The 12,915-nt window shown below is 72.7% G+C and carries 13 protein-coding genes; 5 read left to right on the top strand and 8 right to left on the bottom strand.

Annotated features, from left to right (window positions below):
- Nucleotides 1–41: 41 nt before the first annotated feature.
- The 3 genes from ACZ434_RS30945 to ACZ434_RS30935 all read right to left on the bottom strand — a co-directional run bounded on the left by ACZ434_RS30945 (nt 42) and on the right by ACZ434_RS30935 (nt 4,046).
- The gene (locus ACZ434_RS30945; RefSeq protein ID WP_468461696.1) at nt 42–1,415 is read right to left on the bottom strand and encodes an activator-dependent family glycosyltransferase; all 1,374 of its coding nucleotides are present in this window, start codon (nt 1,413–1,415) and stop codon (nt 42–44) included.
- A 91-nt stretch (nt 1,416–1,506) separates the two neighbouring features.
- Nucleotides 1,507–2,724, bottom strand: a complete 1,218-nt coding sequence (locus ACZ434_RS30940) for a methyltransferase domain-containing protein (protein WP_468461694.1) — start codon at nt 2,722–2,724, stop codon at nt 1,507–1,509.
- A gap of 83 nt (nt 2,725–2,807) precedes the next feature.
- Nucleotides 2,808–4,046 (bottom strand): aromatic ring-hydroxylating oxygenase subunit alpha, encoded by a 1,239-nt coding sequence (locus ACZ434_RS30935; RefSeq protein ID WP_468461692.1) that lies wholly within the window; start codon nt 4,044–4,046, stop codon nt 2,808–2,810.
- Between the two features lie 222 nt (nt 4,047–4,268).
- On the opposite strand from ACZ434_RS30935, the gene ACZ434_RS30930 reads away from it, so the two are divergent.
- Nucleotides 4,269–4,988, top strand: coding sequence for a class I SAM-dependent DNA methyltransferase (locus ACZ434_RS30930; protein ID WP_468461689.1), 720 nt, complete (start codon nt 4,269–4,271; stop codon nt 4,986–4,988).
- A gap of 50 nt (nt 4,989–5,038) precedes the next feature.
- Here the strand turns inward: ACZ434_RS30930 and ACZ434_RS30925 are convergent, their stop codons facing one another.
- The 3 genes from ACZ434_RS30925 to ACZ434_RS30915 are packed head-to-tail and all read right to left on the bottom strand — an operon-like array spanning nt 5,039 to nt 6,764.
- Nucleotides 5,039–5,296, bottom strand: coding sequence for a phosphopantetheine-binding protein (locus ACZ434_RS30925; protein ID WP_468461687.1), 258 nt, complete (start codon nt 5,294–5,296; stop codon nt 5,039–5,041).
- Between the two features lie 40 nt (nt 5,297–5,336).
- A complete protein-coding gene (locus tag ACZ434_RS30920) occupies nt 5,337–6,272 on the bottom strand; it encodes an NAD-dependent epimerase/dehydratase family protein (protein ID WP_468461685.1) in 936 nt (311 codons plus the stop codon).
- A gap of 57 nt (nt 6,273–6,329) precedes the next feature.
- Nucleotides 6,330–6,764 carry a nuclear transport factor 2 family protein gene (locus ACZ434_RS30915; protein ID WP_468461758.1) on the bottom strand — a complete coding sequence of 145 codons (435 nt, stop codon included), beginning with the start codon at nt 6,762–6,764 and terminating at the stop codon, nt 6,330–6,332.
- Between the two features lie 196 nt (nt 6,765–6,960).
- Here ACZ434_RS30915 and ACZ434_RS30910 point away from each other — a divergent pair, with 196 nt between their 5' ends.
- From ACZ434_RS30910 to ACZ434_RS30895, 4 genes are read left to right on the top strand one after another with little or no spacing between them, the layout of a single operon-like run.
- Nucleotides 6,961–7,740 carry a cyclase family protein gene (locus tag ACZ434_RS30910; protein WP_468461683.1) on the top strand — a complete coding sequence of 260 codons (780 nt, stop codon included), beginning with the start codon at nt 6,961–6,963 and terminating at the stop codon, nt 7,738–7,740.
- 36 nt (nt 7,741–7,776) lie between these two features.
- Nucleotides 7,777–8,487 carry a class I SAM-dependent methyltransferase gene (locus tag ACZ434_RS30905; protein ID WP_468461681.1) on the top strand — a complete coding sequence of 237 codons (711 nt, stop codon included), beginning with the start codon at nt 7,777–7,779 and terminating at the stop codon, nt 8,485–8,487.
- Between the two features lie 51 nt (nt 8,488–8,538).
- Complete coding sequence (locus ACZ434_RS30900; RefSeq protein ID WP_468461679.1) at nt 8,539–9,648, top strand: DegT/DnrJ/EryC1/StrS family aminotransferase; 1,110 nt, start codon at nt 8,539–8,541, stop codon at nt 9,646–9,648.
- On the top strand, nt 9,645–10,658 hold the full coding sequence (locus ACZ434_RS30895) for a Gfo/Idh/MocA family protein (protein WP_468461677.1): 1,014 nt from the start codon (nt 9,645–9,647) through the stop codon (nt 10,656–10,658). Before ACZ434_RS30900 ends, ACZ434_RS30895 begins: the two co-directional genes overlap by 4 nt.
- A gap of 26 nt (nt 10,659–10,684) precedes the next feature.
- Here the strand turns inward: ACZ434_RS30895 and rfbA are convergent, their stop codons facing one another.
- Nucleotides 10,685–11,572, bottom strand: coding sequence for a glucose-1-phosphate thymidylyltransferase RfbA (gene rfbA, locus ACZ434_RS30890; protein ID WP_468461675.1), 888 nt, complete (start codon nt 11,570–11,572; stop codon nt 10,685–10,687).
- Between the two features lie 139 nt (nt 11,573–11,711).
- A complete protein-coding gene (locus tag ACZ434_RS30885; RefSeq protein ID WP_468461673.1) occupies nt 11,712–12,896 on the bottom strand; it encodes an Lrp/AsnC family transcriptional regulator in 1,185 nt (394 codons plus the stop codon).
- Nucleotides 12,897–12,915 lie beyond the last annotated feature (19 nt).

Raw genomic sequence — 12,915 nt, 5'->3', positions numbered from 1 at the left:
GGTGCGCTGGTGTGGCCGGGCGGGCCCGGACCGGGTCCCGGCTACCGCCCGGTCTCGGCGAGCTCCTCCAGGACCGGTACGACGGCGCCGGGCGCCGGCATGTCCCTCGACTCCCGGCGCAGCCGGGCCGCCGCTTCCGCGAAGGAGGGGTCGTTCAGGAGCCGGGTGAGCATCGTGCGGAGCGTGTCCGCGTCGGCGCGTTCGGGTTCCGCTACGCGCAGCCCGGCCCCGCGTTCCTGGAGCAGACGTGCCTTGTGGTCGGTGTCCCACACCCCGTCGGGCAGGATGAGCTGGGGGATCCCGCAGCTCAGCGCGGTGTTGAAGGTGCCGGCGCCGCCGTGGTGGATCACCGCGGAGCAGCTGGGCAGCAGGGTCTCCAGCGGGACGAAGTCCACGACGCGCACGTTGTCCGGCACGGTGCCGGCGGACGCGAGCTGGGCCTTGTTCAGGGTGGCCACCACCTCGACGTCGAGTCCGGCCACGGCCGCGAGCACCTCGCCGAGCGGCAGCCGGTCGGCGCCGAGCAGTTCGCGGTGGGACACGCCGAGCGTCAGGCAGATCCGCCGGCGGCCGGCCGGTTCGCGCAGCCAGTCCGGGAGGACGGAACCGCCGTTGTGGGTGACGACCCGCATCGGTACGTGGTCCAGGCGGACCGGGAAGCGCAGCGAGGGCGGCAGCGGGTCGATGGTGCGCTGCCCGACGACCAGGTCCTCGCCGAACGCGCCGCCGTACTGCCGCATCGTCCAGCCCAGCCACTCCTCCATGGGGTCCTCGCGCTGCCCGGGGGGCAGCCGGCGTACCGCGTCGAGGTAGGTCTCCCGCATCCGGCCCACGAGGTCCAGGCCGAACAGGAGCCGCACGTGTGCCGCGCCGACGGCCCGCGCGGCGACGGGCCCCGCGAAGGTGAGCGGGTCCCAGACGACGAGGTCGGGCCGCCACCAACGGGCGTGGCGCACCAGCCCGTCCACCATGGCGGGCGCCGAGTACTGCTGGAAGACGTGCGTGGTCATGGCGGTGAACACGCCGTGCAGGTAGGTGTACGACAGCTTCTCCGGGCGGATCTCCGTCATGTCGGTCCAGTACTCGAACCGCTCGGCCATGGCCTGGTACTCGTCCGCGCCCCCGTCCCACTCGCCGGCGCCCGACGCCTCGCCGCTGCCGGGGTCGTCGCCGGTCCCGGGGCCGTCACCGGTGCCGTCCGGTCCGTCGTGCTGCTGGTAGGCGTCCAGCTGCGCGGCGAGGTCCAGGGGGGCACCGGCCGTCACGGCGGTCAGCCCGGCCCCCGTGACGGCGTCCGCGAGATCGGGCTGGCCGGCCATGTGGACCTCGTGGCCGGCGGCCTTCAGCGCCCACGCCAGGGGAACCTGCGCGAACAGATGGGACTTGGCGGTGTGCGTGGTGAACAGGACGCGCATCGGGCACCCTTCGTCGGCCGGCTGGTGGGGCGGGGGCGCTGGGGGGCGGGGGCGGGGGCGGGGCGGGGCGGGGGCGCGTGGCGCGGGGCGCTCACACCACCCGGACGTCGGGGACGTAGAGGATCCATTTGCCGCCCGATGCCCGGAACCGCTGCTCCTTGGCGATGATCTCCTCGGCGTGGTTCCAGGCGAACAGCACGGCGTAGTCCGGGTAGGGGTTCTCGAACTCCTCCCGGGAGCGCACCGGGATGTGCGAGCCCGGTGTCAGCCGCCCCTGCTTGTTCGGGGTGGTGTCGGAGATGAACGAGATCAGGTCGGGACCGATGCCGCAGTAGTTGGCCACGGTCGCGCTCTTGGCCGTGGCCCCGTAGCCGACGACCGTGCGCCCCTCGTCGCGCAGCCCGCGCAGCAGGGAGACCAGCTCCTCGCGGGCCTGGTCCACCCGCCGTACGAAGCCCCGCAGGGTTTCGAGGTCCGACAGCCCGCGCCGGCGCTCCCGCTCCAGCAGTTCGCCGACCGCGGGCGTGGGGGTGCGCCGTCCCGCGCGGGCGATGGTGTAGCGGACCTCGCCGCCGTGCACGGGCAGCCGCTCCACGTCGACCAGCTGGAAGCCGAACCGCTCGGCCATGGCGCTCACCGAGGAGACGGAGAAGAAGTAGTAGTGCTCGTCGTAGATCTGGTCGAAGGAAGTGAGGTCGACGATGTCGGCGAGGTACGGGTCCTCGAAGACGAACACCCCGTCCGGAGCGAGGAGTTCGTCCACACCCCGGAAGATGGAGTCGAGGTAGGGGATGTGGCAGACGGTGTTGGCCGCGTAGATGACCTGGGCGTGTCCCTGGGTCTTGCGGATGTCGGCCGCCGTCGACTCCTGGAAGAACTCGGTGGTGACCCGGATGCCCAGGCGGCGCGCGATGTCGGCCACGCTCTGCGACGGCTCGACCCCCAGGTGCCGGACGCCGGCCTCGGCCAGGACCCGCAGCATCACGCCGTCGTTGCAGCCGAGTTCGACCAGGAAGGGGTCCTTGCCGGTGAGTTCGGTCTCCAGGAAGCGCTGCGCCGTCCCCTCGAAGTGCTTGCGCATGACGGAGGACCCGGACGACAGGTACGGGTAGTGGCTGTTGAACATCAGGTGCCGCGGCACTTCCTCGGTGAGCTGGACCATGGTGCACTCACCGCAGACGCCGACCGCCAGCCGGAAGAAGAACTCGTCGCCGGGGTACTCGGGTTCGAGGAGCCCGCTGGACAGCGGCTGCTGTCCGAAGTCCATGAATTCGTGCAGCCGGCCGCCGCAGATCCGACAACTGAGCATGATGGGAGCCCACTTCCTTGAGTAGCGGAGTAGCGGAGTAGCGATCGTCGTGCGGTGCGGGGCGGGTCCGGCGGGGCAGCGGTTCACAGTCCGCCCGGCCAGTCGTCGTCGCCGCGCAGCAGCGCCCTGGCCAGGCTCTGGTAGAAGGCCACGACGCCGGGTTCCTTGGGGCTCAGATGGCCGCGGGCCGCGAAGCGTGAGCCGACGGCGCGCTGCACGGCCTCCAGACCGTTGCGGTCCTCGGTGTTGATCATTCCCGCGTAGGACTCGGCCTGCCGGCGCATCTCGTCGAGGTCGGCGCCGTCCAGCGCGGCGCGCGGCACGAGGATGCCGCCGCGGACCAGGGTGCGGTCGATGGTCCGCGGGATGAGGCTGAGCCAGATGACCATCTCGCCGGCCGCCGCCAGACTCGCCGCGGGGAAGACGAAGAAGCCGTACAGGTGGGCCTTCTCCGTCTCGGTCAGGGGCAGGGTGTACGCCTCCTGCGGTTCGGTGAAGGGGATGAGCATGCGCAGCGCCCACGGGGAGTCCACCCGTACGTCCGTGTCGGACCCGCCGGGCGTCGACTGCTGGAGGGTCTCGGGGTGGAACCCCATGACGTGGTAGTTCTCGTGGGCGTTCTCGACGGCGACCTTCCAGTTGCAGGCCCACTCCTCGCTCCAGGAGCCGAGCTGTGCCATGTCGTCCAGCCGGTAGTTGGCCAGGTCGTCGGAGACCCTGCCCAGTTCGGGGCCGAGCGGTGCGGCGGACGCGTCGAGGTTGACGTACACGAGGCCGTGCCACTCCTCCACCGCGAAGGCGGGCAGCCGGCAGCCGCGGGGGTCGAACTCCGGGTTCTTGCGCATGTGGGTGGCGCCGATGAGCCGCCCGTCGAGTCCGTACCGCCACAGGTGGTAGGAGCAGGTGAAGGAGTCGGCCCGGCCGGCGGTGCCGGGTTCCACGAGCGGCATCATGCGGTGCCGGCAGATCGGCGACATCCCGTGCAGCGCGCCGTCCGCGTCCCGGGTGATCACCACCGGTTCGCCGGCGATGTCGAGCGACACGTAGCTGTTCGGCTCGGCGAGTTCGTCGCGGTGCGCCACGAGCACCCAGGAGCGCCCGAAGACCCGGGTGCGCTCCAGCTCGTACAGCTCGGGCGAGGTGAACGCGCGCGGAGGCAGGCTGAGCTGGGGCGGGAGCTCCAGGTAGCGGCGCAGTTCGTCCAGCAGTGCGGCGGTCTCGCCGGAGAGGGCGGGGCCCGCGCCGTTGCCGTTCACGGCCCCGTGGGGGCCGCCGGGCGCCGTGCCCGGCTGCTTGTCACCGGTGGTCCGGCCTGTGCTCACGCCTGTGCTCACGGTGTGACTCCAACCTGTGCCGCGGGTAGGTGGTCGCCCCGACCCTGGCAGCCGGGATTCGAACCCCGCTCGACACCGGGGCCGGCCTCCGGTGCGGGCGCCACGGCCGCACGCGTCCAGCCGGTCTCCGGTGTTCCTCTAGCCGGCCGCCCGACGATCGGTGCTCCCCGCCGTCCCCGTCCGTGTCGGGCGCGATCGAATGAGGTCACCGTGTACGGAGCCGAACTCGCCGAGATCTACGAGCTGATCCACCGCGGCCGCGGCAAGGACTACCTCCGGGAGGCGACCGAGGTGGCGAGGCAGGTGCGCAAGCACCGGCCGGACGCCGCCACGCTGCTGGACGTGGCCTGCGGCACCGGGGCCCATCTCCGGTGCTTCGACGACCTGTTCGACGAGGTGGCCGGGCTGGAGCTGTCGGAGCCCATGGCCCGGTGCGCGCGGGCGGCGCTGCCGCACGTGCGCGTGCACGTCGGCGACATGCGGGACTTCGACCTCGGACGCACCTACGACGTGATCACGTGCATGTTCGGCTCGATCGGCTATCTGCTCACGGAGCCGGAACTGACCGACGCGCTGCGCCGGTTCGCGCGGCATCTGACGCCCGGCGGGGTGCTGGCCGTCGATCCCTGGTGGTTCCCGGCGACGTACCGCGACGGTCATGTCGCCGGCGGCACGGTGACCGCCGGGGAGCGGATCCTGTCCCGGGTGTCCCACTCGGTGCGCGAGGGGGACGCGTCCCGGATGAACGTGCACTACCTGGTCGCCGATCCCGCATCGGGGGTGCGGCACTTCCACGAGACGCACCTGATCCGCCTGTTCACCCGGGAGCAGTACGAGTCGGCGTTCACGGCCGCCGGTTTCGACGTCGACCACCTCCCCGTCGAACCCGCCGGCCGGGGTCTCTTCGTCGGCGTCCGGACCGCCGGCTGAGCCCCGCGGGCCGTGGCCCGCGCGAGGGGCCGGCGGGACGGGCGGCCGTGTCAGGGCCGCAGGGCGAGCTGCTCGTTGGCCTCCGCGACGAACTGGTTCAGCGTCCGGATCCGGGCCTCCGCGTCCGGCATGCCGATCGAGTACGTCCGCTCCACGCGGCTGATCGCCTCCAGCAGGGCGAGCGAGTCGTACCCGAGGTCGTTCAGCTCCATGTCGCCGACGTCCTCGCGGTTCAGCTCGATGTCCGGCGCCTCGCCGGCGCACTCCCGGAATATCTCGACCAGGACCGGCAGGGTGAGTTCACTCATGGCACGTACCTTTCGGCTTGTGGGGAGGGGAGGCACGGGCTCAGCCCGCCGCCTCCCACATGTCGCGCAGCGAGTCGCGCAGGCCGATCTCCGGGCGCCAGCCGAGCTCCTCCCGCGCGCGCCGGATGTCGGCCCTGGTCCAGCCGCCGCCCTTGCTCTCGACCGTTCCGCCGGTCTCCTCGATCGTCCCGGGCGGGAATCCGGCCACCTCGACCAGGTCCGTGACCAGTTCACGCATCGTCGGCGCCTGCCCGCGCCCGATGTTGAACACCGTGCCGCCGGCCGCCGCGTCCGCGGCCCGCAGGACCGCCGAGGCCACGTCCCGTACGTCGATGTAGTCGCGGGCGGCGTCGGCGATCATCAGCTCCAGCCGCTCCCCGGGGGCCAGGCCGCGCAGCCGGTGCAGCAGGGTGCCCAGGAAGCTCGCCCCGGACGGGTGGGGCCCGCACACGTTGACCGCGCGCAGCACCACGCCGTCGACGTCCCCGGCGCGGGCCGCCTCCAGCACGGACCGCGACCCGGCCAGCTTCGTCCGTGCGTAGGGGGTGCCGGGGTCCGGTGGCCATGTCTCGTCGATGCCGGTGCCGGCGGGCACGGGGCCGTACTCGTGGATGCTGCCGATGTGGACGACGCGGGGGCGGGAGGGCAGGGTGGCGACCGCGGCGAGCATCCGCCGCACCAGCCGCACGTGGGCGTACCGCATCGCCTCCTCGGTCACCGCCCAGCCGCCCGTGGCGTTGACCACGACGTCCGCGTTCCACTCGGTGAGCAGTCCGGCGATCTCCGGCGGGTCCGCCGCCGCCACGTCCAGCGCGACGAACGGGTGCCCGGCGGCGTGCGGCGCGTGCTGCCGGGCCACGCCGAGGACCTTGTGGCCGGCGCGCGAGAACGCCGCGCCCACCTGTCGCCCGATGCCGCCGGTCACCCCCAGTACGGCGACCGTGCCGGGGCGTCCGGGGTCACGCGGGCTCACCACGGTGTCCGCCCTCCTCGCCGGTCCGGGCCGCCGCGCTCCCGGTTCCTCCCCCGGACATCACGGCTGCCGGTCGTCACGGGTGACCCTGCGTTCCCGCACCTTGAGTTCGCCGCCCACCCGGACCAGTACGTCGTCGCACACGCACATCAGATGGAGCCGGGGGCTGCCGCCCCGGGGGGTGGCGACGATCTGCGCGTACGACCGCACGGCGAGCGTGCCGTCCGCCCGCTCCTCGACCGCGACCATGACGAGCAGGTGGCGGTGCACCTCTCCGGCCTCGGCCAGCGCCGCGGCGGCCTTGCCGACGCCGGCGGCCAGCGCTTCGCGGCCGACGACGGGTTCCGGCAGCGAGGGCGGCGCGAACGAGCCGTCCTCGGTGAACGTCCGGGCCCAGCCCTCGCCGTCCCCGGCGTCCAGCAGGTGCATGTGACGGGCGTAGAACTGCTGCACTTCGGCATGGAGCAAACCGACCGACGAGGTTCCCACCGGCATTGCCACCGCGTCCTCCTCACGTTCGTGCCGTCCGCGTCCGTACGGCGGCGTCCACGCACGATTCCCGACGCCCTTCGACATCGGCTCGAACGCGCCGCGCGGGAGGCGAGTGAGGTTTGAGCGCTTCTCCGTCGCCGCGCGGCACGATTCCGACGCGTCGGCACGAACGGCCGGCGACGGTAGGCGGGAGGCCCGTGTGCGGTTGATCGACCTGTCCTCGGCGGTGGACGCCACGGCCCACGAACCGGATCCCGTGGTGCACGAGATATTGACGCCCCGTCAGGGGGCGGAGCACATGAGCGCGGAGATGAAGGCGCACTTCGCTCTCGACTTCGACCCGGACGAACTGCCCGACGGGGAGTTCCTGTCGCTCGACCGGATCACCCTGACCTCGCACACCGGCACCCATGTCGACGCGCCGTCCCACTACGGTTCCCGGGCCGGATACGGCGACGGCGTGCCGAGGCACATCGACCGGATGCCGCTGGAGTGGTTCTGCCGGCCGGGGATCGTGCTGGACCTGACCGACGCCCCGACCGGGGTCGTCGGCGCGGACCGGCTGGAGAAGGAGTTCGGGCGGATCGGCCGGGCCCCGGCCCCGCTGGACATCGTCCTGCTGAACACCGGCGCGTCCGCGCGCTCGGGCACCCCGGAGTACTTCACCGAGTTCGCCGGTCTGGACGGACCGGCCGTGCACCTGCTGCTGGACCTCGGGGTGCGGGTGATCGGCACGGACGCGTTCAGCCTGGACGCCCCGTTCACCGACATCATCGAGCGCTACCGGCGCACCGGTGACCGTTCGGTGCTGTGGCCGGCCCACTTCGCCGGCCGGGACCGGGAGTACTGCCAGATCGAGCGGCTGGCGAACCTCGACGCCCTGCCCGCGCCGCACGGCTTCACCGTCGTCTGCTTCCCCGTGAAGATCGCGGGCGCCGGCGCGGGCTGGACCAGGGCGGTCGCGATGGTCGACGAGTGACCGGACGGCCTGCCACCGACACCGACGGGAGAGGACATGTACGGACGGGAGCTGGCGGAGGTCTACGAGATCTTCTACCGCAGCCGGGGCAAGGACTGGCCGGCGGAGGCCGCCCAGGTCACGGAGCTGGTGCGGTCGCGCTGCCCGGGGGCGGATTCCCTGCTCGACGTGGCGTGCGGCACCGGGGCCCATCTGGAGACGTTCGCCGGACTGTTCCGGCACGCCGAGGGACTGGAGATCGCGGAGCCCATGCGGGAGCTGGCGCGTCAGCGGCTTCCGGAGGTGACCGTGCACCCGGGCGACATGCGCGACTTCGGCCTGGGCCGCTCCTTCGACGCGGTGGTGTGCATGTTCTGCTCCATCGGCTATCTGGGGACCGTGCCCGAACTGCGGGACGCGGTGCGGTCGATGGCCCGGCACCTGCGTCCCGGCGGGGTGCTCGTCATCGAGCCGTGGTGGTTCCCCGAGAACCACGTGGAGGGCTATGTCGCCGGCGACCTCGGCCGGGAGAACGGCCGCACGGTGGCCCGGATATCGCACTCCACCCTCCAGGGCCGGGCGACCCGGATGGAGGTGCGCTTCCTGGTCGGCGACCGGACCGGCATCCGTGAGTTCACCGAGATCGACGTGCTCACCCTCTTCACCAAGGACGAGTACATCGCGGCGTTCACCGACGCCGGCTGCACCGTCGAGTTCCTCCCCGGCGACCCGACCGGCCGCGGTCTGTTCGTCGGCGTACGGAGTTGAGACCCGGAGCGGGGCGTATGCCCGAAGACGAGCGGAGACAGTGACTCACCCATGACCACTTACGTATGGGACTACCTGCGCGAGTACGAGAACGAGCGGGACGACATCCACGACGCGATCGAGACCGTGCTGCGTTCCGGCCAACTCGTGCTGGGCGCCAGCGGACGCGGCTTCGAGGAGGAGTTCGCCGCCTACCACGGGGTCGGGCACGCGGTGGGGGTCGACAACGGCACCAACGCGATCAAGCTGGGGCTGCAGGCGATCGGCGTCGGCCCCGGCGACGAGGTGATCACCGTGTCGAACACGGCGGCGCCGACCGTGGTCGCCATCGACGCCGTGGGGGCGACGCCGGTCTTCGTCGACGTCGACCCCGACACGTATCTGATGGACGTGGATCAGGTGGCCGCCGCCGTCACCCCGCGCACCCGGTGTCTGCTGCCGGTGCACCTGTACGGCCAGTGCGTCGACATGACGGCGCTCCAGGCACTGGCGGACCGGCACGGACTGCTCGTCCTCGAGGACTGCGCGCAGGCGCACGGCGCCCGCCGTGAGGGACGGCTGGCCGGCACCCGGGGAGCCGCCGCCGCGTTCTCCTTCTACCCCACCAAGGTGCTCGGGGCCTACGGCGACGGCGGCGCCGTCATCACCTCCGACGCGGAGGTGGACGCCGCGCTGCGGCGGCTGCGGTACTACGGCATGGAGGAGCGCTACTACGTGGTCCGGACGCCCGGGCACAACAGCCGCCTGGACGAGCTGCACGCCGAGATCCTGCGCCGCAAACTGCGCCGGCTCGACTCCTACATCGAGGGCCGGCGTGCCGTGGCCCGGCGCTACGCCGAAGGGCTCGCCGACACCGATCTGGTGCTGCCGGCGCTCGCCCCGGGCAACGACCACGTCTACTACGTGTACGTGGTGCGCCATCCGCGGCGCGACGCCGTCATCGAAGCGCTCAAGGCCTACGACATCTCCCTCAACATCAGCTACCCGTGGCCGGTCCACACCATGACGGGCTTCTCCCACCTCGGGTACGCCAAGGGCTCCCTGCCGGTCACCGAGGCGGTGGCGGACGAGATCTTCTCGCTGCCCATGTACCCGTCGCTGGACCCCGCCCGGCAGGACAAGGTGATCGGCGCGCTCCACGACGTCCTGGCGACGCTGTGAGTCCAGCGAGCACCGGGCCGGACGGCCCCGTCCGCGGCCGGGTACGCATGGGCGTGCTCGGCTGCGCGGACATCGCGCTGCGCCGGATGCTCCCGGTCGTCGCGGCGGCCGACTCGGCCGAACTCGTCGCGGTGGCCAGCCGGGACGCCGCGAAGGCCCGACGGGTCGCGGAACGGTTCGGGTGCGCCGGTGTCCGGGGCTACCGGGCGCTGCTGGAGCGGGACGACATCGACGCGGTGTACGTCCCGCTCCCGCCCGCGCTCCACTTCGAGCAGGTGGCCGAGGCCCTGCGCGCCGGCAAGCACGTGCTGTGCGAGAAGCCCTTGTGCACGACGTACGCCGAGGCCGCCGAGCTGATGGAACTGGCACGGCGGCACCGCCGTGTCCTGGCCGAGAACTTCATGTTCCTGCACCACTCCCAGCACGCCGGTGTCCGGTCGCTCCTCGACGCGGGCACGATCGGCGAACTGGAGGTGCTGTCCGGCTCGTTCGGCGTGCCGCCGCTGGATCCCACGGGGTTCCGGTACGCCGCCCCGCTCGGCGGCGGGGCGCTGCTGGACGTGGGGGTCTATCCGCTGCGGACGGTGCAGCTGTATCTGCCGGGCGAGCCCGAGGTGCTCGCGGCGACCCTCCGGGTGGACGAGGCGACGGGGGTGGACGTGGCGGGCACGGCCCTGCTGTGCGCCCCCGACGGCGTCGCCGCGCAGATCGAGTTCGGCTTCCGGCACTCCTACCGCTCGCGCTACGCCCTGTGGGGCCGGCGGGGGCGGATCTCGGTGGAGCGCGCGTACACCCCGCCGGAGCAGCTGAAGCCGGTCGTCCGCGTCCAGCAGCAGGACCGGCTGACGGAGCTGGCGATGCCCGCCGACCACCAGGTGCGCAACGCGCTGGCCACGTTCACCGCCGCCGTCCTCGCCGGCGGGTCCGGCCCGGTGGGTGAGGCGGAGTCGCTGCTCCAGGCCCGGCTGGTCGACGACGTCCGCAAGGTCGCGAGGGTCGTCACGGCCTGACCGGTGCCCGGCCCCACCCCCGGGCGCTACGAGGTCTCGGCGGCCTTCAGCTCGGCGGCGATGGACATCACGTACTGCCCGTAGGCGGACCCGCTGATCTCCTCGCCGAGCCGGTGGCACGCGTCGGCGTCGATGAACCCCATCCGCAGCGCGACCTCCTCGATGCACGCGATGCGGCATCCCTGGCGTTCCTCCAGCATCCCGACGTACTGGCTCGCCTGGAGCAGGGAGTCGGGCGTGCCCGTGTCGAGCCATGCGAAGCCGCGGCCGAGATCGACGAGCCTCGCCTCGCCCTGTTCGACGTAGTACCGGTTCACGTCGGTGATCTCCAGCTCCCCCCGGGCCGACGGGGTGATGTTCTTGGCGATGTTCACCGCCCGGTTGTCGTAGAAGTAGAGGCCGGTGATGGCCCGGTTGGACCGGGGCCGCGCGGGCTTCTCCTCGATGGAGAGGAGCCTGCCGTCGGCGTCGGCCTCCCCGACCCCGTACCGCTGCGGGTCGTGCACGGGGTAGCCGAACAGCACGCATCCCCGGGGGTCGCGGGACTCGCGGGCCAGGACGTCGGAGAAGCGGGGGCCGTGGAAGATGTTGTCGCCCAGCACCAGCGCGACCGGGTCCGTGCCGATGTGGTCGGCGCCGATCAGCAGGGCCTCGGCGATTCCGCCCGGATGGAACTGCTCGGCGTACGTGATCCTCATCCCGAGGCGGGACCCGTCGCCGAGCAGGGTGCGGAAACGCGGCAGGTCCTGGGGCGTCGTGATGACGAGGACGTCCCTGATGTCCGCGAGCATGAGAATCGACAGCGGATAGTAGATCATCGGTTTTCCACCCACGGGCAGCAACTGCTTGGACACCACCCGGGTGATCGGATACAGCCTGGCCCCGGTGCCGCCGGCCAGAACGATGCCTTTCACGAGGACTCACCCCCACAACGCAACAGCACTACCGGGCAAGCAGTCTCACGGGGCGCTCTCGCAGGCACCTCAAGCCCCGCTCGTGCGCCCGGGCGGGCGGCGGCGCGTTCCGGGGGCGGCCGCGCCCCCGCCGCCCGGGTCAGCCCGGTGGCAGGCCCCGGCCGCGCAGCCGCCGGAGCAGGGCGTCCTCGTCGGCGGCGACGGCGCCCGGGTTCCAGCCGGCCAGCGGCACCGAGCCCAGGCGCCGCCCGGCGGGGTCCAGCAGCTGGCCGGCGAGCTTGACCGGCCACAGGGTGACCGCGCGGTCGGCGACGGTCAGGCCGGGGAACGGCGCGGTGAGCCGCGACTCGAAGGCGTGGATGTCGTCGACGGACCGCAGCCAGGCCGCGAAGAGCAGGTTGTGCGGGCCGGACAGGGAGGCGACCAGCCGGACCTCGCGCAGCCCGGAGACATGCGCGGCGATCCGCGCGGTGTCCTTCGGCGGTGCCGCGCACCACAGGCTCACGCTCACCGGCCAGCCGGACAGGCCGCGCGCCACCTCGCAGCGGAAGACCAGCGACCTGGACTCCTCCAGGCGGCGCAGCCGCCGCCGTACCGTCGTCGGGCTCAGACCCGTGCGCCGTGCCAGCCGGGCCACCGGCTGGCGCGGGTCGTCGGTCAGGGCCCGTACCAGGGTCTGGTCCTCACGCCGCACGGGTGAGCGCCCCGGCTGCCCGGGCGCGGCGCCCGTACGCCCCTGCCGCGGCCGGGCCGCCGCGGTCGGACGGTCCAGCCGCCACCGGCTGCCGTCCATGTGCAGCGCGGTCGCGATCTGCGTCCGGCTCGCCGCGACCCCGGGCAGTGCCCCGACCCGCATCCCGGTGTAGCGGGCCAGCTCGCCCAGACCGTCGAACACGCACGTCAGCACCAGGTCCCGGGCGCCGGTCATCTGCTCGACGGTGAACACGTGCGGGTCACCGGCGAGTTCGACGGCCACCTCGTGCACCCGGCCGGGCACGCAGTCCACCTCGACGAAGGCGACGACCATCGGGGCGCCCTCCAGGCTGACCGGGTAGCAGCTGAACCACGCGTGCCCCGCCGCGGAGAGCCGGGCCCAGCGCCGCGCCGCGGTCGAGGGGTCGACGCCGAGGGCCGCGCCCACCTCGCTCCACTCGGCCCGGGGCGAGTCCTGCAACAGGGTCACCAGCCGCATGTCCAGCTCGTCCAGCCCGCCCGCACCGCCGTCGCCGCCGGGGTCACGCGGGGACCACGGCCAGTCGGAAGCAGCGGATTCGGCGGTGGCGGACCGGGAGGCGGTGGATTCCTGCACGGGATCGGGTGACATCGGCGCATCCAGGCGTGTC

It is taken from the genome of Streptomyces sp. NPDC030893, assembly GCF_055571535.1.
Note: the sequence above shows the minus strand (reverse complement) of the source record. Positions and strands in the feature narration are given on the sequence as shown.